The following is a 19,988-nucleotide window of genomic DNA, read 5'->3' as shown; positions in this document are numbered from 1 at the left end:
CATGGCATCCATTTCGTTGGGCAAAGTTCTGGGTCGAGCCCTCGCCGCCACTAACGGCCTCGTCCACGTCCACCTGCCTGAGGGAATCGGCAGGGACTCCGCTGAGGAGATCGTCCGGTCTGCCAACCTGGCCCGACCAACGACGCCGCCGTTTGCCCTTCTGGTCACTGCGGGGACTTCGTCTCTCGACGATGCGAACTGTCCACGCGTGAATCCTCAGCACACGATTCAATATCGCCAAGGTGATCATCTGGCTGTCGTATATGGTCGCCAACCCGATCTTTCATCCTTCATCCAAGTCTTTCGCGAGGTCTTCGGTCAGAGCTTTCCAGAACAAGCCGGAGGGCCAATCGCCCTCCCTGAGATTTCCGCTCTGATCGTTGATGAAATTGTCGGAGAATTCGGCGTTGCCGAACTGAACGATAGCCAACGAGCGCGCTGTTCTCAGATACTTGCGTCCTGCCTTTCCACACTTTCGACAGTCCATTCGCGGTCGGCGGACACTGGAAGAAGCTGGAACGCGGCTTGGTTTGCGCACGTCGATCGCGGAATAATCAACCTCTGGGCTATGCTCGCCCATCTGAGGTCTGCTGGCTCTCCTCTCGAACTGCCGGAGGCCCTAGCAGCGTATGCGTACGCATGTTTCGCCCTCCCAAAACCCACTCCCGGCACCGCAAAGTCATTCGTTGCCTCTGTATCTGCGGCGGTGGCGCTCGGAGATTCCTTGTCGGAGAGTTGGAGCGACGAGGAAACCTTTCGGATGAGCGCGGGACAGCTAGCTACTCGTCCCGAGGTGAAAGCTGCGGGCGGCAAACACGCGCTTGAGGACTTCGTAATTGATGACTTTGATGACGCTGTGTCCAGATCAGGCAGTACATGGTTGGGATTAGCCGAAGTTATCGGCGTCTCGCCAGAAAACATTGAGCGGTTCTCGGATTTGAGCGAAGGACAGTTTAGGAGTCCGGCCCGGGAGGACAGCGGCTCCGAAAGAATTGATATTGCCTTCTCCAGGGGTGGGTCGCTCGTGCTCGACCCGGAGCTCCCGGACAGCCCCTACCTCATTCCCTTTTCTTCCGATGGGACAGCTGGAGATCGCCAGCTGCAATCCGAGCCTCTAACGATTCGAATTCCGACCCTGGAGCCTATAGAGCCTGCCGATGCCCGCTCTTCTCTGTTGACCTTCAAAATCCTGCCTGCAAATATCGGGAACTGGGTGGGAGACGTTGAAGTGGCAGGCGACGGTAGCTTGGTTGCCGTTGGTCGATTTGTCAAACCCAACGGAACGGGACGGAGCGCCGCGCCATTCCGGCTTGTATCACTCAGAGTGTCGCTCCCCGCCAACGACCCCCTTTCCCATAAAATCCGAAGTGACCTGACTACCAAGGCGTACGTCTTTTCCGGTATGCAGACGTTCCTGGCTGCAGCTCCATTCAAGAAATCGGGGGCGCTGGGAAAAGTAAGGTATATGGGACCGATGAATTGGATCCCGTCGCCCAGCCTCGATGAGCCTCAGCAGGATTTTGCGGAGGAACTCCCGGAGGTGGCTGGTGGGTATCAAGCAATGCTGTGGCACGCTTCCGCCGAGGATCAACCGCTGCTGGATGGTGTTGCGCTCAAGATGCATCCCGTCCTGAAGGGGCTCTTCCCACTACGTTTCACTCCCACTGGTGATAGCGAATTTGTGGCCAACGGCCATTCCTTCCGGGTCAGGCCTGTCGCAGCGGGCGGAGGCCAACAATCTGCGCTCCTCGCTGCGGCAGTCAAGCAACAAGTTGTACCCGACAGACCCAAAGCAGCGACGGAGGGGTCAGTCCGAGGGCAGGCCGAGGCATTCTATGCCAGCCGGTTAGTCGCCGGAGACGATTCCGTTGTAGCGGCCCTCGGTCACATAATGATGCCTAGCAACGAGTCGACGCGCATCTGGGACGTACGCCCTCAAGACGACGGGGCTATTCTCATGCCGGACTCCGCGCGGACAGCCCTTGGCAGTGTGAGCTATTTTGAGCTGGACCAAAACTTCGTACGCAGCGTCGAAGCGGAGAGATTCCGTGATGCCTTTCGGGCCTTGAACCTGAGTGACCATCTCCGGCGGCAGGATGTCCGAGGTGAGGGAGTCGATTACGAGTGGCCATCACGGACGTCTTGGCGGTCGCTTTGGGCAACCCCGGTATTGGGTGAATATTTGGATGCTTATGCACAACTTGTTGACGCTGCCCGGGCTACAGGTAAGGATGAAAACGTTTTCTGGGCGGCATATCCGATGTCAGTCAGCGTCTGGGATGTCCAGGGTGATGCAGGCTGTCAGGCGGTCCTTCTGAGCCCGCTCCATCCGCTGCGGCTGGCATGGCTAACGGGTGCGGAACACGTACTGTTCGAAGCCGTGAATTCAGTGCAGCATGCCGGCTCGATCGAAGGCTGGAACCTCCCACTAGTTGGTCCTGGGGAGTCTAGCTCGGGTCGTATGTTGGCGGTTCCCACGGACTCTGGGGAGGACCAAATCTTCTTGGGTTGGTCGATGATGCTTCCTCCTGGAAGGTCGAAGCCCCGGCGGCTGTCCCCGCCAGACCGGATCGGAAATGCGGTAACACCGGGAACGGCTGTGAGCGGACTCAACGCGACAGCTGTTGATGCGGCGTTGCGATCCTTCCGAAGAATGCATCCCCACATCACGACGCTTACAGTAGACCTTCACGCGCAGGACCGGCAGATACGTCTCACCGAGATTGACGACGCTGTTCTAGCCGTCGCGGAGGAGTGGGGCAAAGATGAGACAGGACGGCTTATGGGCGGCCTCAGAGTGCTCGACTCGGTGAGGCGCGAGGGGCCGGTGCCCCGAGACGCGGTCACAAAATTGGTCCGCGAGAATCACGACATGCTATTGACCTGGTCCAGATACGCACCGCAATCAGATTCAAAGGCCTGGTGCAACATACGGTTACTTCAAGACTCAGGCACGACCGTCCGGGTTGCGGACGGTGGGACGGCACACGGCGTGCTGGGTGGCGTTCCCCTACGCCGGTTCGAAAGCAACCTGAACCGACTGACGGACAGACGACTCAGCCTGAGCCAACCTGCGGTTCCAGGTGAAATGGGATGGATCCCATTTAGCAGGGCCCTCGCAGCCTGTGAATCCGAAGGTTCTGCCCCCGTCGTCGAGGCAGGGATGCTGCGCCGTGACGTTGCAGATGCGACGGCAGACTGGACCGTCATGGGCGAATCGTTCCTTAGTCCCGCCATCATGGCTGAGCTGATGGATGCGCACGGCGGAGGTGCGCGGATGCTGTGGGAATGGCGTCCGCCTGTGTTCGAGCGCTCCACCGACGTTCCTTTTATGGAACGTCGTCCCTTTGTATCCATTGCCAAAGTCCCTGACAGTTTCGGGAATCAGCTTGAGAGCCTCCTGACGAAAGCAACGGGTCGGCAGGACACTTCTGATTTGAAAGCTACTGTCATGTCGACACTTGGTAGCCGTGGCGTCGGCCTATCCTCGCTTCTCTCGATGGGGGGAACACACGTGGCCGGTGCCCTGGGATTCTTCCTCACATTCGGGCTTTTCGATAGGGCAGGTTCCTGTACGACGAACCGATTTGTTCTTCCGATTGATGCTGCGGACTACTTCCTGCGCACGCTTGCCGGGCAGGCGAATCACGGCCAGCACCAGCGTCGTGCGGATTTGCTGTTCATAGCCATGGACGAAAACGAAATCGTTCTTTCTCCAGTGGAGATCAAATGCTATGGACTCAATGGTGACTCCATGAGCTCCACACTTCCGAGTCCGAACTCAGCGGCGCTGAAAGAGCCTTTTGCGCAACTCGAGGCCAGCTATCGATTGCTGAAAGGAATTGAGCTCAGGGCTGCTGAAGTTTCGGGCGCGGACAAGGTCATCTGGATGAATAGCCTGGCCACCTTAGTTGAGACCGCGGCGCGGCTCAACCCCGTGCTTGCGGGCTCCCCGGGGGACTTTGCCAGCCGCCTTGCCGCGTTGGTCGATGGCCGCTTGAAGGTTCGTGTGGGCAAGCCGCTCCTTACATATCTTCAACACGGCGCTACGACCTCCACCGGTGACTCCTTTTATGTCGGAAGAGCGGGCAGCGACGAATTTCAAGTCGGCGCGTTAATTGCAGACACCGGGACAGTTTTTGAAAGTTTGGATTCGGCTGATCCGTGCGAGGCTACAGAGCGCTGGTGCGAATTGGTCAACTGGTCTGTGGCCGAGCCGGACGACGTATCTTCCGAGCTAGGCAGTCCCGACGAAGACTTGAATTACCGAAATGGCACTCTCGCGGTGTCCGCTGGCCGACACGCTACTCTTCCGGTGCCAGAACCGTTCACGCCTAGCGGCCAAGGGCCGGCAGAGCAGGATGCGGTCGCTCAAGATCAGCGCAAGGCTTCTTTCGCACCTGAACCGGGGTCACTGGGCGATGGGGAACTCTCCTCAGCCCGGATAGCCGGTGACGGGGTCCGAATCAGGGTTGGCCATCTCTTAGGAGCCCTGGGGAAGACCGGCGTCGATTTTTGGCCGAGCAACACGAAGCTCAACCAAATGAACGTTGGCATCGTCGGCGACCTGGGAACAGGCAAGACTGAACTCGTAAAGGCCTTGATCTCGCAGATCCGGGAACAAACACTTGAAAATCAGCCGCACGAGTCCACATCGATGCTGATTTTTGACTACAAGGGCGACTTCCAGAAGGAGGAGTTCGTCAGCCGAGTCGGTGGCGTTGTCCTGGAACCACATCAGATACCGGTGAACGTATTCATGCCTGTAACGGGGGAGCATTCAAGGCTGCCATACCAGCAAGCGGCAGCATTTGTCGACGTGCTCAGGAAAATATATCGGGGCGTCGGCCCGGTGCAAGCTAGCCTTTTGAACGAGGCTGTCAGGGAGCTATACGAACGGAATAACAACAGGCCGCCGACACTTGCTGAGGTTAGGGCGGAGTACTTGGACAAGTCGGGCAATCCAGATTCCGTATCGTCTATTCTTGATAGCTTCGTGCTCAGCGGAATTTTTAGCGCAGATAGGGCACTTCTAAAGCCATTCAGCGAGTTGCTCGAAGGCAAAGTGCTTATTGTTGCGCTAGACCGACTGGGCCCGGACCAAAGCGCCAAGAATGCGCTCGTGGCTCTGTTCTTGAACTTGTACTACGACAACATGTTGAGGGGGGACAAACCGCCATTCCAGGGCAGTGACCCCCAGCTTCGGTACCTGAAGTCGTTCCTATTGGTCGACGAGGCAGTCAACATCATGCGATACGACTTTCAGGTACTGATGGATTTGATGCTGCAGGGTCGACAGTTCGGCTACGGCGTTATGCTGGCGTCCCAGTATCTTTCGCATTTCAGGGAGGGCCGCGAGAACTACGGCCAACCATTGCGGACGTGGTTCATCCACAAGGTGCCATCCGTGAACGGGCGGGAGCTTGCAACACTGGGACTGCCGGACCTTTCGGCCGATGTGCCCCGGAGAATCCCCGAGTTGCGTCAACACGAAGTGCTGTATAAGTCCTTGGGGTGTGACGAAGGCAGGTTCATTCGCGTGGTGCCATATTACGAGCGGTACGGGCTTTGATGTGTGAGGATCGGTGCGCCGTGCCCAAGGAATAAGGTCCGGTTCTGTCAGAATGTACCAGTGATGAAGTTCGTTGACCTGTTCTCCGGTTGTGGTGGTCTCTCGTTGGGTATGGAACGGGCGGGGGGCGAACTTGTCGCGGCCGTAGAGAAGTCAGACATGGCCGCGCGAACGTTCTTCCATAACTACGTCGGGGACGCGGCGGACGCGCGAGTCTGGCAGCAATACCTGCAGCTGAGTCTCCGGCGTCAGTTCGAAGGCAAAGTGTTAGTGAGTGAGCTGGCCAACGTGCTTGCCGATGACGGCCTGATGGGTAAATTCAGTGATCAGGATCTTGATGCCGTAGTGGGCGGCCCTCCGTGCCAAGGGTTCTCACTCGCTGGCCGTAGACTCAAGGATGACTTACGGAACAGGCTCGCTTGGGAATATCTGGTTTTCGTGGAACGGACCAAGCCAAAAGCGGTCGTAATCGAAAATGTCGTCGGAATGAGCCAGAGTTTTGTTAAGGGCGAAGAATCCTCCTTTTCTCAGCTGCAGGCCGCCCTCACCAAAATCGGATCCGGGTACGTTGTCCAAGCCGTTCGCGTGAACGCGGTGCACTACGGAGCTCCCCAGTTTCGCCCTCGACTAATGCTAATCGCATTAAGAAGTGACGTTGCAAAGAGACTTCGAATACAGGCCACTCCTGGGATTTGGAAGTCAAATTTTGCAGACCAGGTGGTCGATATCCCGCCGCTAGCGCCCGTCCCAACCACCTTTTCGAATCGCGCATTCAGCATCCGTGATGCCATCTCTGATTTGGGTGGTTGGGACGCAGCCGACGTCGGACGGAACGGGGAATACTTAGCCAAACTAAAGAAAGCGGAGGAGGCCGTTCGGCCCAAACGCAGCGACGTTTCGAACGGTCCTCCGAATCACACGACTAGGCGGCACACGGATATTGTTGTTACTCGGTTCTCTTTCTACCGGATGATGCATAGCAATGGCATTGATCAACGGCTACTCAGCCAGATGAGCTCTAAGGACCTGGAAAGTCAGAAGTCGATGGCGAAGCGTGCTTTAGCGGACGTCGAATTTCCGCTGAATCTGCAGTGTTCTGCACGCCCTTCGGCAGTAAGGACAATCTCTTCTCTGGACGAGTTGGTCGATCTTAGTGTTGAACTGGTGACGCGGAAACACAGCCAGAAGGTGCTCAGCCCCATCGAACCGAGCCGAACAGTCGTTACTCTGCCTGATGACTACGTCCATCCCATGCAATCCAGGATTTTTACCGTTCGGGAGCTAGCACGTTTCCAAGGCTTTCCCGATTCATTTGAGTTCCTGGGCAGGGAAACTACTGGTGCTCACCGACGGAAGTTGGAAGTGCCGCAGTATACGCAGGTAGGGAATGCGGTATCACCTTGGCAGTCGCTTGCAGTGGGCACTCTTCTCTCAGGGCTGCTGGAAGAGTACGGAGGAACTTCGGCGTCAGAATAAGTTTCCACAAGTTCTTGATGCGTTGTCCTACTAATCGGAAAGCGTTATTCGCTGCCGCAAGCAATTGTTCTGCCCGGCCGGGCTCGATGTGGCCGCCGACGCACTCCCCGGTCGCCCACCGAGCGAAGCGAATATTTCCGTTGTGAGCGCACCTTCCGCCGGCCCGATGTGCGAGCGAGCCAACTAGGATAAGAGCATGGCGGACTTCATGAGCCCTGAACGGCGAAGCGCCCACATGGCCAAAATTCGTTCCAAAGATACGAAGCCTGAAATCATGTTAAGGCGCATGTTGCACCGCGACGGGCTTCGGTATCGGCTCCATGATCGCAGGCTACCGGGCAAACCGGACATAGTGTTTGCCGGCCGAAGGAAAGTCATATTTGTCAATGGGTGCTTTTGGCACGGACATGACTGTCCGGTCGGTTCACGAGTACCGAAAAGCAACACTGAGTTCTGGGTTGAGAAACGGCAGCGGAATCAGAAGCGGGACGCCCTGCAGCGAACGCAACTCCTGGAGCAAGGCTGGAAGTACCTTGACGTCTGGGAGTGTGAAGTTTTGGCTAACGACGACATTATCCGCCGTGTCAAACTGTTCTTGGGATAGCGAATAAATAAGATTTTTCGGACTGCGGGAGGCGACGCTATGGCGCGCTAAAAGCATTCGTCGACACCAGCCGTGTGGCGGCTCGCGCCAGTGCTGCCGGGAGCGGCTTGTCGTGGATAACCACCAGCTCATGGTTCGCCCTCGTTAGCGAGGTATACAGTCGGCCGTTAGTGCCGGTATCAGCTCTGAAGACTGCGGGCTCAACAACGATTACGGCATCGAACTCGAGACCCCGAGCGTCCTCGGGCGTCAGGAACTGATACTTTTTCCCTTGCTTGTCGACCTGAGTCCAACGTCCCTCGCCCTGCCAGCCGGACTTCCTCGCTTCCCGTGCGACTTGCCCAACCAGTGGCGAGATAACAGCGATGCTTCCAACCGGATACTCCGAAGCCAGGCGCTGGCACTCTTCGAGTGCGAGCGATTCCATGCTTCGCCGCCGGATTTGGGCATTAATTACGCTCGGTGCCTTCCCCCTGCCAAGCGGAGATTGACGTCGGTGTCTGGTGATGAGCGGAAGGAGGGAAGCAGCAAATTCTGTGATGGCCTGAGTAGTCCGGTATCCATCATTAATGGTTCGTTCGTCCCAAGTGCTTCCGGTCAACCAATTGCTGATGTCCTTCCAGCGCTTGAAGGTCCGCTGGGAATGGCGTTGCTGCATGTCGCCAACCAACGTCCATGTGCCCGCGTTCAGTGCTTCCAGGACCCGCCATTCAAACGCTGTCAGATCCTGTGCCTCGTCGACAATTACATGCTCAAACTTGGCCGCGGGCACTAGACAGATCTTCATAAATGCAAGGAGCGGCCACAGGCTAGGATCCAGAATTGCCTCGGCTAGATCGCGTGGAAGCGCCCTTCGCCAAGCATCCACCGGCTTGCGCAACTTAGCGCTGATCGTTGTGTTGGCCCCGACGAAGTCGGCATAGAACCGGTCTAAAGAGTCTCGGTGCTGGGCCTCCCGCTTCCAATCATCGGCAAAGGCGGCTACCGCGATATCGGCTCCGGCCGGAACCGGCTTGGTTTCGGTAGAGCGCGTTGTAGTCGTCTTTTCGGACTTAATATCTAAGAGATCGAGCATCAGTCCCAACGCCGAACCAACCATGACGTTTTGCGTCCGTCCGGAGAGTTCGGTGACTGCCGTGCTCACATGGTCTTCCCATGCGGGCGTTGGTCCTAGGAGCAGAACCCGCTGGTGGGCGACACCAGTGCGTTGTGCGTCGACGAGCCAAGCGGCCCTATGCGTGGCGATGATCGTCTTGCCTGTGCCTGCGTGGCCTTGTATGACGAGTGACTTATCGGGGGCAAACGTCACCAAGGAGTACTGCTCTGCCTGGAGAGTCGACAACACGGACTCAAGCCCTAGACTGCGTGGTGCGGAGAGGGTCACCCGCAGGAGATCATCAACCGTGGACACGTCTTCTGACAAGTGCGAAGTAGAATCCGGTACTGGAGTCGGGGCCTCTGCGGGCGGCGAGGCGAGCTCAACCTTTTGTTTAGCCTGAGCTTTCGCCAGCCAGGATCTCGCCGACGGGCCTGAGGGTCGTGCAGGGGTGGGCAGCGCCTGTGTCTGCGTAGGCTTCGGCGAAGGGAAGGCTTCCTTCTCCTTCGGCACCACCCATTCGTCTGAGTAGTTCGTTAACCTTTCAATGCGCTTGACAAATCTTCGTCGCACACGAATTTTCTGTGAATCCCATTCCTGCGAACTTCCGAAAAACACTGCAGCCGCCGGAGCAGCCCAACTGACAACATACAAGCCTTCGAGATTTACATGGGTCGGCCCGATGTAGTAATCCTCAAAAGTTCCAGGTTTTTCACCTTGCAGGGATACTCGTCCGGCCAGTGGTCCAAACTTGTCCGGCCGCGGTCTCATCCCTGCGACCTTGTGAACTTCCTTGGTCTCAAGCGCTTTGAGGTAACGGCTATTCATGGAGTTCTCGAAGGCGAGCGTCCGTTGCTTCTCATCCAATAGTTAGATCACTTCCAACTGTGCAATGGCGAGCTCTTCGAGGGCGAGACTGGTTTGGTCGCTTGCGTTGATGCGCGCCATTGAATCGTTGAACCGGTTCTCGCTTCGCCGCAGCTGCCCCTCGAAAGCATGGCGCATGGAGGGCGCTTGCGACATGCGGTTTAGGATGGACCGCCGTTCGTTTTTGTGGACCTGTTCGGCGCGCATTTTGCGCTCCAGAACAAGTGCATTATTTTCACGACGTCGGTCTTGCTCAAGCTCCTGCCGGCGCTGACGGAGAGCGTCGAGAACTACGCTCGCATATGTCCCGGCACTTGGATGAAGGCCACTTGGGCCGTTCATCAGAGTTCCTGCTGCAAGCGCCGTGAAGAGCAGGCCTCCGACAGCCTCGGCGGCTCGGCGCCCTGTTCTAAGGTCGATGGCGTCAGTCCACAGCTCGCTGGTGGGCCGAAGACCACGCCATTCGGCGGCAGCTATGGCAACGAGGTAGTCGCCCGGCGGGCACTCCTCGTTCCCTCTTGCCCGAAGGATGGAGAATCGCGGAACGTTGTGTTCCGCATAGTCGTGCGCGGCAATCTGAACCAAAGGATGATGACCGTTTAAAAGAGTTCCACCATCGACTCGAGCCGTCTCTGAGTCCAGCCACACGTGGACAGCAGATTTCTGGCGAGCAAGGTGTTCCACTCGGCTGATCTCCGACGAGGTCTGGCCCTCCTCTCGTCGCCAAGCCACCAAGCGATGCAGCATGTCGCTACTTAGGGACACCCGAAGTTCGTGTTTTGCTGCGTTAATGTCAGCTTTTCCACCTCGAATATTCGTCCAATCTGCAACGAGAGTCGCAAGCTCTTGTTGGCCGAGATACCGGCCTCGGGCGACCCGCTTCTCCACTGCTTCAATGCCGAATTGGTCCTCTGCTTGCAGCTTGGAGGATGCCGAATCCAGCTGTTTTGAATCCGCTCGATTTTGTTCGACCGCCGCAATTGCTTTATTGAGCTTGCGGACCTGTTCTTCAGGTGTAAGTCTAAAATCCAGAACCACTTCTTGGAATTCGTCAAAGGTCTCGGCCAGAATAGGTTCAAGATCACCAATGGAATGTTCAAATACACCCACCCGGTCTAATAGCCGTTCCATAATCCGGGTCTCGATTGTTCCTGGCGTCGAAAAGTTGAGGATCAGGATTTTCTCGGAAGTCTGGCCGAGCCTGTCGATACGACCGATTCGCTGTTCGACCTCCATCGGGTTCCATGGCAAATCGTAATTGACCACGAGCGAGCAGAATTCGAAGTCAAGGCCTTCGCTTGCGACGCGGGTGGCGATTACCAAATCGTATCGACCTGACCGGAAATCTCTCATGATCGCCTCTCGGTCCTCCACGCTGACTCCGCCATGGAGCGCAGCTATGCGGAATGATCCGGATAGCTGCTTATAGAGATAGTCGAGGGTTTTACGAGAGAAAGTGAAGAGTAAGGCCTGGCGGCCGCGCATTTCGGCCGACGAGATGGCCGATACTAAGGCGTCGAATTTGCTGTCGATCCCTGAGAGCGCCCTTGCAAGTTTCGTGACGTTTGGAGGAGGGGTCTCCTGTTGCAGGAATGTATGGCCCGTTCGCACGGGCCCGTCCCCGTTATCGTCATCGAATTCGTCGTGCAAAACGCTGCGAGCCGTTGCTGGAAGGCAACTGCCCGCCAGTCTCAATGGCATTTGCAGGGCGAACCCGGTAGGAAGCTGCCGTTCAAGGGCGACCTCCCGGATCCATGCGTAGTAAGCGTCATAGAAATCCTGCTCAGCGGACGTCCAATTAACGGGCTTATTTATTGCCTCACGCACAGTCGTTGCCTCGTTAACCTCGGACTTCTTCGTCCGAGTAATCGCCGCTGACAGGCCGTGCAGTTGGGAGCATGACTCCCGCAAAACCGGCGCCTGCTCCGGGCCGAACTCGTCGCCTTCGAGCAGCTCCTCGAGCCGAATATATGCGGCCCTTTGCCTGAGGGCGGATCCCATGGCGGACGAACCAATACCCCGCAGCCAGCGCCGTCTCTGCTCGTTGGAAATGGTGGGATCCGTTGCACTACGTCGAAGCGCTTGTAAGGGCTCATGATGATCGAGACGGGCCTGGAGGTCCTGCTCGGTTTCAACTTCACCTGGCATGAGAAGCTGCATCAGGGAAAGCAAGTCCCGATTGCCTAGGTTTAGAGGAGTGGCACTGAGCAGAACCATGGCGTTGGACCAATCGCGGAGCAGCAGGCCAAGCCGGTGGCTGGCGGTTCCAGAATTCCGCATCTGATGCGCTTCGTCAACGATGCACAGATCGAGGCTGAAGTTCAGGCTTTCGAGCTCCCCGAGCTCCTTAAAGTTACGAAAGGTCTGCAGGGAAACGACCGCGGCAAGCCGGTTGGGCTGTGAACCTTGTTCCAGTCGCTCTACCAATTTGGAAAGGTCTGCAGTTGAGTACTTCTCAAGTTCGAAACCGAACCGAGCCTGCATTTCCGATCGCCACTTCTCGACTAGAACTGAAGGGCAGACAACCATGACCCGGTCCGCTTGTCCGCGTGCCGCCATCTCGGTCCAGAGCAACCCGGCTTCGATTGTCTTGCCCAATCCAACTTCGTCGGCAATGAGCATGCGCTCGGTTGCAGAGTCCAGATACTTTAGGACGGGTTTGAACTGATACGGAAGAATGCTAGTTTTCGAAACGCCATAAGAGAACAGCGCGTCGGTGACGCCGCGATTCAGCTTAGCCCGCGTCAACATGGCTGCGAAGCTTTGTGCATCAGCGGGTGGCTCGTATACCCAGTCTTCCTCTCTGCTGGTTTCGGGGATCGGCTCCAGATCGGCTTCGGAGACCAACTCTGGCCGACCATCAATGCGGACACGATATGACCAGGAGGTTCCTTGAAGGTGCCGGGACATGATCACTGCGTCGCGGCCCGTGGAACGCGAAATTGCGACTCCCTGAGCCGGAAACATGGGGGAATGGACATCTGTCCCTTGTTCCCACCAATGTTCCAGCCACTCCAAGCCAGCAGGTCCCAGATCACTCTCTGTCGCATCGGCAAGGGGAATATCCTCCGCCGGTCGAGGCGGCACCGTCGACACGTGGTCACCGTGAAAGACAAGCGCATCCATGGTTCCGTCGATTATGGCCCAGTAAATACCAGGCGGGAGGGGCGGAAGCGTTTCCGGAGCAGCGAGAACGCGGGTGTCACTCGCAATGTTCAAATCTATGGGGCGATGGCCTATCTGCAGTACGCGACCAAATCGACCATCGCCGAGCAAAGAAAGATCAGAAGGTTGTGGGTGGTATCCACAGCGATCGATATTGATGGTGGCCCCCTGCACCCGACAATATGTGTTTTCCCAGAATGGGTTAGTTAGAACCCAATATATCTATATTTTTGAGAAAGGCTCAGACCGGCCCGATTCGTGTCGCCGCGCATGCCTTTAGGTCAGGAGTTGCGGGGCGCAGTGCACCCCGACGATGCGCTCACGGAGCCTGTGGTCGACGCTCGGAATCCTCTCTTCTGCTGGATCCGGCCTCACACCCACCCAATCTGGATTGGTGGGTCTGGCCGAGCATCGGACCCAGATCGCTTTGCTCTCGACAAACGAACTTCGTTAGACCATCATGTAGCTAGATAATCTGATGATCAGTTGGGTTGTGGTTTTGGGCGAGGACGAAGAGCCGAAACGGCCGGAGATGCATGCCGCGTCAGTGTTGATGCGTAGGGTGCTGGTGCTCAACGACATGGTGGAGTACCAGATGCGCCGCGTCATGGGGACGAACGAGACAGACTTTCAAGCGATGCAACATCTGATGGCGAAGGGGCCGATGACGCCGTCCCAACTGGCAGATGCCCTGCACATCACCACTGCCGCGGCCACCACAGTGGTGGACCGTCTGGTGAAGGCCGACCATGCGCGCCGAGTGCCGAATCCGGTGGATCGGCGGAGCACGATGGTGGAGCCGACAACCCATGCAGCCGACTTCGCGATGGCCAAGCTGATGCCGATGATCCAGCAGACCGACCAGCTGGTCAGGGACATGCAACCCGACCAGCAAGAGGCGGTGGTCGCCTACTTGGGTGGGGTCATCCAGGCGATGGAGCAGCACATTGTAGAGCTGGCGAGTGAACAACCCGTTGTCCCCCTACTGACCGGGAAGGGCCCGTTATGACTGCCAACACCACCAGCTGGAAGCCTGCCCCGACGCAGTCCAACAATGGCAGCTGGACACGGTTCAGTTCGCTGGTCGAAGCGGAACTGCTGGACTTCGTGGACAAGAACCGGGCACAGGCCGGCAAGATCTCGCAGTCCTTCCCGCTGATGTGGGACCACATTGAGTCGGCCCTGCAGGGTGGAAAGCGGCTGCGGCCCAGGATGGTGCACCTGGCATACACCGCCTTCAATGGAGTGGACCCTCACCGCTGCGCGAGAATGGCAGCCGCGTTTGAGCTGCTCCATACCGCGTTGGTAGTGCACGACGACGCCATCGACCGCGACTTCGTCCGCCGCGGGCAACCGACCATCGGCGCCCACTACCGGGACCACGCCTTGGCGCAGGGACTGTCCACGCCGGATGCCGAGCACTTCGGCCACTCGGCGTCGATCATCGCCGGCGATCTGCTGCTCGCCGGTGCGCTGCGGCTGGCCGGCCGGGCCGCTGCGGGCCTGCCGCAGGACGAAGAGTTGACCGACACCATGCACGACGCCGTGTTCGCCTCTGCTGCCGGCGAGCTCGAGGACGTGCTGTTGTCCGTCTCCACGGACCGGCCCGACTTGCAGGACGTGCTGGAGATGGAGAGCCTGAAGACCGCCGGCTACTCCTTTGAAGCTCCGCTGAAGGCCGGGGCCTTGCTGGCCGGAGTCGATCCGGGCCAAGCCGAAGCACTGGCCGCGATTGGCCGCCGCATCGGCGTCGCCTACCAAATCGTGGACGACGTGCTGGGGACTTTCGGCGAACCGGATACTACCGGCAAGTCGGCAGAATCGGATCTGCGCGAAGGCAAACGCACCGTGCTGACGGCCTTTGCCGCAGAGGCCGACGGGTTCGATGACCTGCTGGCCGCTTTTCGCAGGGGAGAAGCGGAAGCAGACCAGGTGCGGGCCGCGCTCAAGGACTGCGGCGCCGATACCCGCGCCCAGGACCTCGCCCGCAGTCTGGTGGACGAGGCGCTGCAGGAATCCCGAAGACTGCCGCTGCACGCCGCAGCCCGGGCCAACCTCGAAGCGGTCTGCCTGCACGTGCTGACCAGGGGGAACTGACGCCATGGAACTGAACCCGCTCAGGCGTTATACCGACGCTGCCGGCCGGAGCGCCGGCGTCGTGATTTCCGCCTACTCCACCTCCTTCGGCCTCGCCTGCCGGCTGCTGGGCCCGGAGGGGCGCCGGGATATCGCCAACATCTACGCCCTGGTCCGCGTGGCCGACGAGGCGGTGGACGGCGCCGCGGCGGCGGCCGGACTGGATGCCGCGGCCGTGCGGGAGCAGTTGGACCGGCTGGAACGGGAAACCGAGACGGCGATGCTTTCCGGCTACAGCACGAACATGGTGGTGCACGCGTTTGCCGAAACCGCCCGCAGGCGCGGCATCGGCACCGACCTGACCCGCCCGTTCTTCGCCTCCATGCGCGCCGACATCACGGTGGCCTCACATACGGACGATTCGCTGGAGGAATACATTTACGGCTCCGCCGAGGTGGTGGGACTGATGTGCCTGCGGGTGTTCCAGTCGATGCCCGGTGCGGTTCCCGGCCACGACGAAGAGCTCGCAGTCGCCGCCCGCCGGCTGGGCGCGGCGTTCCAGAAGGTGAACTTCCTGCGCGATCTGGCCGCGGACAATGTGGAGTTGGGCCGCAGCTATTTCCCGCGGGCGGATACCGGCAGCTTCGACGAGCCGCTGAAGCTGAAGCTGGTGGCCGAGATCCGCGAGGATCTGGATGCTGCCAGGAAGGGCATTGCGCTGCTCCCGCCCGGCGCCTGCAGCGCGGTGGAACTGGCCCATGGCCTGTTCAGCGCACTGGTGAACCGGTTGGAGCGGGTTCCCGCGGATGAGCTGCTGTCCCGCCGCGTCCGGGTGGGCTCCCCGCAGAAGGCGGCGATCGCGTTGCGGGTCCTGGCCCGACAGCGGTTGCGCGGACGGAGCGCCGCCTGATGAGCCTGACCTCCTTCAAACACCGGCTGGCGGCCCGCAGGGTCAAGATGGGGCCGGCCGCGCACCCCCGTGGATCCGCCGAAAAGCCCGTGGTGGTCATCGGCGGCGGCATCTCCGGACTGGCGACCGCCGGGCTGTTGGCCAAGGCCGGACACCGCGTGACCCTGCTGGAGCAGCGCTCCGGCCTGGGCGGGCGCTCGGGACGGTACGAGCGCGACGGCTTCCGCTTCGACACCGGCCCGTCCTGGTACCTGATGCCGGAGGTAATCGACCACTGGTTCCGGCTGATGGGCACCAGCGCCGCCGAACAGCTGGACCTCGTCACCCTGGACCCGGCCTACCGGACCTGGTTCGAAGGGCACCCCGAGGTGGCGGAGGTCCGCTCCGGCCGCGAGCACGCCGTGGGTCTTTTTGAGCAGTTGCAGCCGGGCTCCGGACAGCCGCTGCGCCGCTACCTGGACGAGGCCGCGGAAACCTACCGTCTGGCCAAAGAGCACTTCCTGTATGACGACTTCGCCAGCTTCCGCGGCCTGGCCCACCCGCAGGTGCTGCGGCGCGCCCCGCGGCTGGCCAAGCTGCTGGGCTGGAGCCTGGACCGCTACGTCCGCGAACGGTTCGCCGAGCCGCGGCAGCAGCAGGTGCTGGGCTATCCCGCGGTGTTCCTGGGCACCAGCCCGTTCCGCGCGCCGGCGATGTACCACCTGATGAGCCACCTGGACCTGGACGACGGCGTGTACTACCCGATGGGCGGGTTCGCCGCGCTGGTGGACGCGATGGAACGGCTGGCCCGCGAGGCCGGCGTCCAGATCCAAACCGGTGCCACCGCCCGCCGGATCATCACCGGTCCCTCCGGCGACAAGGCCCGCTGCGAGGCGGTGGTCTGGACCGACGCCGACGGCTCCACACAGCGGACACCGGCACGCACCGTCGTCGCAGCCGCTGACCTCCATCACGTGGAGACCGAACTGCTCCCGGCCCACTTGCGCAGCCACCCGGAACCGGTCTGGCGGCGCCGCGACCCCGGGCCCAGCGCGGTGCTGGTCTGCCTGGGCGTGCGCAGCAAGCTGCCGGAGCTGGCGCACCACAACCTGCTCTTCACCCGCGACTGGAAGGACAACTTCGGCCGGATCCGCGCCGGCCGCGCGCTGGCGGACGAAACGTCGCTGTACGTGTGCAAGCCCAGCGCCACAGACGACGGCGTGGCACCCGAGGGGGACGAGAACCTGTTCATCCTGGTGCCCACCCCGGCGGCTCCGGCGTGGGGCAACGGCGGCGACGACGGCGAGGGCTCGGCCATCGTGGAGTCCGTGGCGGACGCGGCCATCGACCAGTTGGCGGACTGGGCCGGCATCGCCAATCTGCGCGGCCGGATCGCGGTCCGCCGCACCTACGGGCCCGCGGACTTCGTCGACGGCTTCAACGCTTGGCGCGGCAGCGCCCTGGGGCCCGCGCACACGCTGCGGCAAAGTGCGTTCCTGCGGCCGGGCAACCGGAGCCGCAAAGTCGAAGGGCTGCACTACGCGGGCAGCTCGGTGCGGCCGGGCATCGGCGTGCCAATGTGCCTGATCAGCGCCGAACTAGTGCTCAAGGCGGTTCAGGGGATCAAGAAACCGGGCGCCCTGCCGGAACCTTCGGGCCAGATCGTCTCCGGCCCGGCCGCCTCCGGCGCATCACCTGCCAGCCAGCCATCTGACGGCACCGCACTGGCTGATGGCGCGCCGAAGGCGCAGATCCCGTCCGCCGACACCGCGGGGAGCAGCGCATGATCTACCTTGCCGTGCTGGTGGTGTTGCTGGGCTGCATGGCCCTGCTAGACGCCCGCTACAAGCTGTTCTTCGTCGCCAGGCCGCTGGCGGCCACCATCACCATGGCCGTGGGGCTGGCCTACTTCCTGGCCTGGGATGTCTGGGCGATCTCGCTGGGCATCTTCCTGCATCGGGAGTCGCCGCTGATGACCGGCATCATGCTGGGCCCGCAGCTGCCGCTGGAGGAGGCCTTCTTCCTGGCTTTCCTCTGCTACCAGACCATGATCCTGTTCACCGGCCTGCTGGCCCGGGGCCGGCACCGGCGCACCGCCGGCCGCGCCGACCCAGAGGAAGACCCGCAGCTCGTAGAACACGAGCGCGGCCCGCGGGCAGGGGGCACGGCATGAGCTTCCTGGAACTGAACTGGATCTTCCTGGGCCTGGCGCTCGCCGCAGTGGTAGTTGCCCTGTTGGCCCGGCGGGTGCCCCGCGGAGCCGCCGCGGCCGCCGGGTTGTCCATCGCGGCGCTGTGGGTGCTGACCGCGGTGTTCGACAACGTAATGATTGCCTCCGGGCTGTTCGACTACGGCGGCCACACACTGGCCGGCCTGCGGATCGGGCTGGCACCGATCGAGGACTTCGCCTACCCGCTGGGCGCGGCGCTGCTGCTGCCCGCGGTCTGGCTGCTGCTCACCGGCGGCCCCCGCCGTCGTCGTGCTGGAAAAACGGGCAGGGGAGGGAAAGACCGGTGATCCGCGAACTGGTGATCACGTCCCGGCCGGTGTCCTGGGTCAACACCGCCTACCCGTTCGCCGCCGCCTACCTGCTGGCCGCCGGCCGGATCGACTGGCTGCTGGTAGTGGGCACCGTCTTCTTCCTGGTCCCGTACAACCTGGCGATGTACGGCATCAACGACGTGTTCGACTACGAGTCCGACCTGCTCAACCCGCGCAAGGGCGGGGCGGAAGGGGCCGTGGTGGACCGGGCACGGCACCGCGCCATCCTGCTGGCCTGCGCCATCGCCACGCTTCCGTTCGTGGTGGTGCTGGCGCTGGCCGGCAGCGTGGCGTCCAACCTGGTGCTGCTGGTGTCGCTGGCCGCGGTGTACGCCTACAGTGCGCCGGGGCTGCGCTTCAAGGAGCGGCCGTTCCTGGACTCGCTGACCTCCAGCACGCACTTCGTCTCGCCCGCGGTCTATGGGCTGGTGCTGGCGGGCGCCCAGTTCACGCCGCAACTGTGGGCGCTGCTGGCCGCCTACTTCCTCTGGGGTATGGCCAGCCACGCCTTTGGCGCTGTGCAGGACGTGGTCCCGGACCGCGAGGCCGGGCTGGGATCGATCGGCACGGTGCTGGGTGCCCGGCGCACGGTGCTGCTGGCCGCCGCGGCCTATGCCGCCGCCGGTCTGCTGATGCTGGCCACCGATTGGCCGGGCCCGCTGGCGGCGCTGCTGGTGCTGCCGTACCTGGTCAACGTGCTGCGCTTCGCCCGGATTGACGACGCCGGATCGGCCGCCGCGAATGCCGGCTGGAAGCGATTCCTCTGGCTGAACTACGTGGTGGGATTCCTGGTCACCATGCTGCTGATCTGGTACGCGGGGATCCGGTGAGCACGCCGGGCAAGCGGCCCGGTCCGGCGCAGGACCGGTGGTATCCGGCCGACGCCGGCCGGCTGCTGGGCGCTGTGCTGGTGCCGGTGTCCTGGCTGGTGGCGGGCTGGCCGGCCGCTGCCGCCATGTTCCTGGTGGTCGGTGGCCAGTGGCTGCTGCGCTGGTACCTGCTGGGCCGGCCAGCCGATATTGCCGGCCAGACGGTGCTGCTGGCGGCAGGATGGTTCAGCGCGGTGGGGCTCTACCATCGGGTGGCCTGGCTGGATGCCGTCATGCACGTGCTGGCCAGCCTGGTGGTGGCGCTGCTGGCGGCGGAATTGCTGCGGGCGCACTTGCTGGACAGGGAACTGCCGGACGCGGATCTGCCGGAGGGCCGGGGGACCCCGACGCACCGGGGGATGCCGGCAGCGGCTCACGGCCTGCGGCGGGGCCGCGGCGGATGGACCGGCGCCGTGGTGCCGGCGGTGCTGCTGGTCTGCGCGACCGTGACGCTGGGCGTGCTGTGGGAGCTGGGGGAGTGGCTGGGCCACACCTACATCACGCCGGAGATCGGCGTGGGCTATGACGACACCATCGGCGATTTGGCCGCCAACCTTGTCGGGTCGGTGCTCGGCGCCGCCCTCGCGGTCCGCTCCACGCGCACCGCCCACAGCCATTCCAGGCGCGCTGCCCCCGGCCGCCTGCACACGCCAAGCCGCAACGGGCACAGACGTGATGGCCGCCGCCGTGGTGCTGCGGTGGCCGCCGGGCCGGGCACAGGCTCGCGCATCATGAGCGCCTCCGGCTCCGGCTCCCGAGTTGGAACTGGCTCCCGCGTCGGCACTGGTACCCGTGTCGGCACTGGCACCGCCGGCAATCGGACTGAACGGTGA

Annotated in this window: 13 protein-coding genes; 11 read left to right on the top strand and 2 right to left on the bottom strand. The window is 61.4% G+C overall.

The annotated features are described in order from the left end of the window. Position 1: 1 nt before the first annotated feature. The 3 genes from ACMX2H_RS05695 to ACMX2H_RS05685 all read left to right on the top strand — a co-directional run bounded on the left by ACMX2H_RS05695 (position 2) and on the right by ACMX2H_RS05685 (position 7,652). Positions 2-5,572 carry an ATP-binding protein gene (locus ACMX2H_RS05695; RefSeq protein ID WP_414959519.1) on the top strand — a complete coding sequence of 1,857 codons (5,571 nt, stop codon included), beginning with the start codon at positions 2-4 and terminating at the stop codon, positions 5,570-5,572. A gap of 63 nt (positions 5,573-5,635) precedes the next feature. Then, complete coding sequence (locus tag ACMX2H_RS05690; RefSeq protein WP_414959615.1) at positions 5,636-7,048, top strand: DNA cytosine methyltransferase; 1,413 nt, start codon at positions 5,636-5,638, stop codon at positions 7,046-7,048. Positions 7,049-7,244: 196 nt separating this feature from the next. Then, positions 7,245-7,652, top strand: coding sequence for a very short patch repair endonuclease (locus ACMX2H_RS05685; RefSeq protein WP_414959517.1), 408 nt, complete (start codon positions 7,245-7,247; stop codon positions 7,650-7,652). Between the two features lie 37 nt (positions 7,653-7,689). On the opposite strand, the gene ACMX2H_RS05680 is transcribed toward ACMX2H_RS05685, so the two are convergent. Together ACMX2H_RS05680 and ACMX2H_RS05675 are read right to left on the bottom strand one after the other, a co-directional pair. After that, complete coding sequence (locus ACMX2H_RS05680) at positions 7,690-9,615, bottom strand: AAA family ATPase (protein ID WP_414959515.1); 1,926 nt, start codon at positions 9,613-9,615, stop codon at positions 7,690-7,692. Positions 9,616-9,618: 3 nt separating this feature from the next. Next, positions 9,619-12,741 carry a DEAD/DEAH box helicase gene (locus ACMX2H_RS05675; protein WP_414959513.1) on the bottom strand — a complete coding sequence of 1,041 codons (3,123 nt, stop codon included), beginning with the start codon at positions 12,739-12,741 and terminating at the stop codon, positions 9,619-9,621. A gap of 517 nt (positions 12,742-13,258) precedes the next feature. On the opposite strand from ACMX2H_RS05675, the gene ACMX2H_RS05670 reads away from it, so the two are divergent. The 8 genes from ACMX2H_RS05670 to ACMX2H_RS05635 are packed head-to-tail and all read left to right on the top strand — an operon-like array spanning position 13,259 to position 19,988. Then, positions 13,259-13,789: a MarR family winged helix-turn-helix transcriptional regulator gene (locus tag ACMX2H_RS05670; RefSeq protein ID WP_414959512.1), complete on the top strand. Its 531-nt coding sequence runs from the start codon at positions 13,259-13,261 to the stop codon at positions 13,787-13,789. Next, the gene (locus ACMX2H_RS05665) at positions 13,786-14,877 is read left to right on the top strand and encodes a polyprenyl synthetase family protein (protein WP_414959511.1); all 1,092 of its coding nucleotides are present in this window, start codon (positions 13,786-13,788) and stop codon (positions 14,875-14,877) included. Before ACMX2H_RS05670 ends, ACMX2H_RS05665 begins: the two co-directional genes overlap by 4 nt. A 4-nt stretch (positions 14,878-14,881) precedes the next feature. Beyond that, positions 14,882-15,766 (top strand): phytoene/squalene synthase family protein, encoded by an 885-nt coding sequence (locus ACMX2H_RS05660; protein ID WP_414959510.1) that lies wholly within the window; start codon positions 14,882-14,884, stop codon positions 15,764-15,766. A 47-nt stretch (positions 15,767-15,813) separates the two neighbouring features. Next, a complete protein-coding gene (gene crtI, locus ACMX2H_RS05655) occupies positions 15,814-17,532 on the top strand; it encodes a phytoene desaturase family protein (RefSeq protein ID WP_414959613.1) in 1,719 nt (572 codons plus the stop codon). Beyond that, complete coding sequence (locus ACMX2H_RS05650) at positions 17,529-17,918, top strand: lycopene cyclase domain-containing protein (RefSeq protein ID WP_414959508.1); 390 nt, start codon at positions 17,529-17,531, stop codon at positions 17,916-17,918. The genes crtI and ACMX2H_RS05650 overlap by 4 nt, the downstream gene beginning before the upstream one ends. After that, positions 17,915-18,262, top strand: coding sequence for a lycopene cyclase domain-containing protein (locus ACMX2H_RS05645; RefSeq protein WP_414959507.1), 348 nt, complete (start codon positions 17,915-17,917; stop codon positions 18,260-18,262). Before ACMX2H_RS05650 ends, ACMX2H_RS05645 begins: the two co-directional genes overlap by 4 nt. Further along, positions 18,259-19,116, top strand: coding sequence for a prenyltransferase (locus tag ACMX2H_RS05640; RefSeq protein WP_414959505.1), 858 nt, complete (start codon positions 18,259-18,261; stop codon positions 19,114-19,116). The genes ACMX2H_RS05645 and ACMX2H_RS05640 overlap by 4 nt, the downstream gene beginning before the upstream one ends. Then, on the top strand, positions 19,113-19,988 hold the full coding sequence (locus tag ACMX2H_RS05635; RefSeq protein WP_414959503.1) for a hypothetical protein: 876 nt from the start codon (positions 19,113-19,115) through the stop codon (positions 19,986-19,988). The genes ACMX2H_RS05640 and ACMX2H_RS05635 overlap by 4 nt, the downstream gene beginning before the upstream one ends.

Source organism: Arthrobacter sulfonylureivorans (assembly GCF_047607445.1).
Lineage (GTDB): Bacteria > Actinomycetota > Actinomycetes > Actinomycetales > Micrococcaceae > Crystallibacter > Crystallibacter sulfonylureivorans_A.
This window is presented reverse-complemented; position numbering and strand designations above follow the sequence as displayed.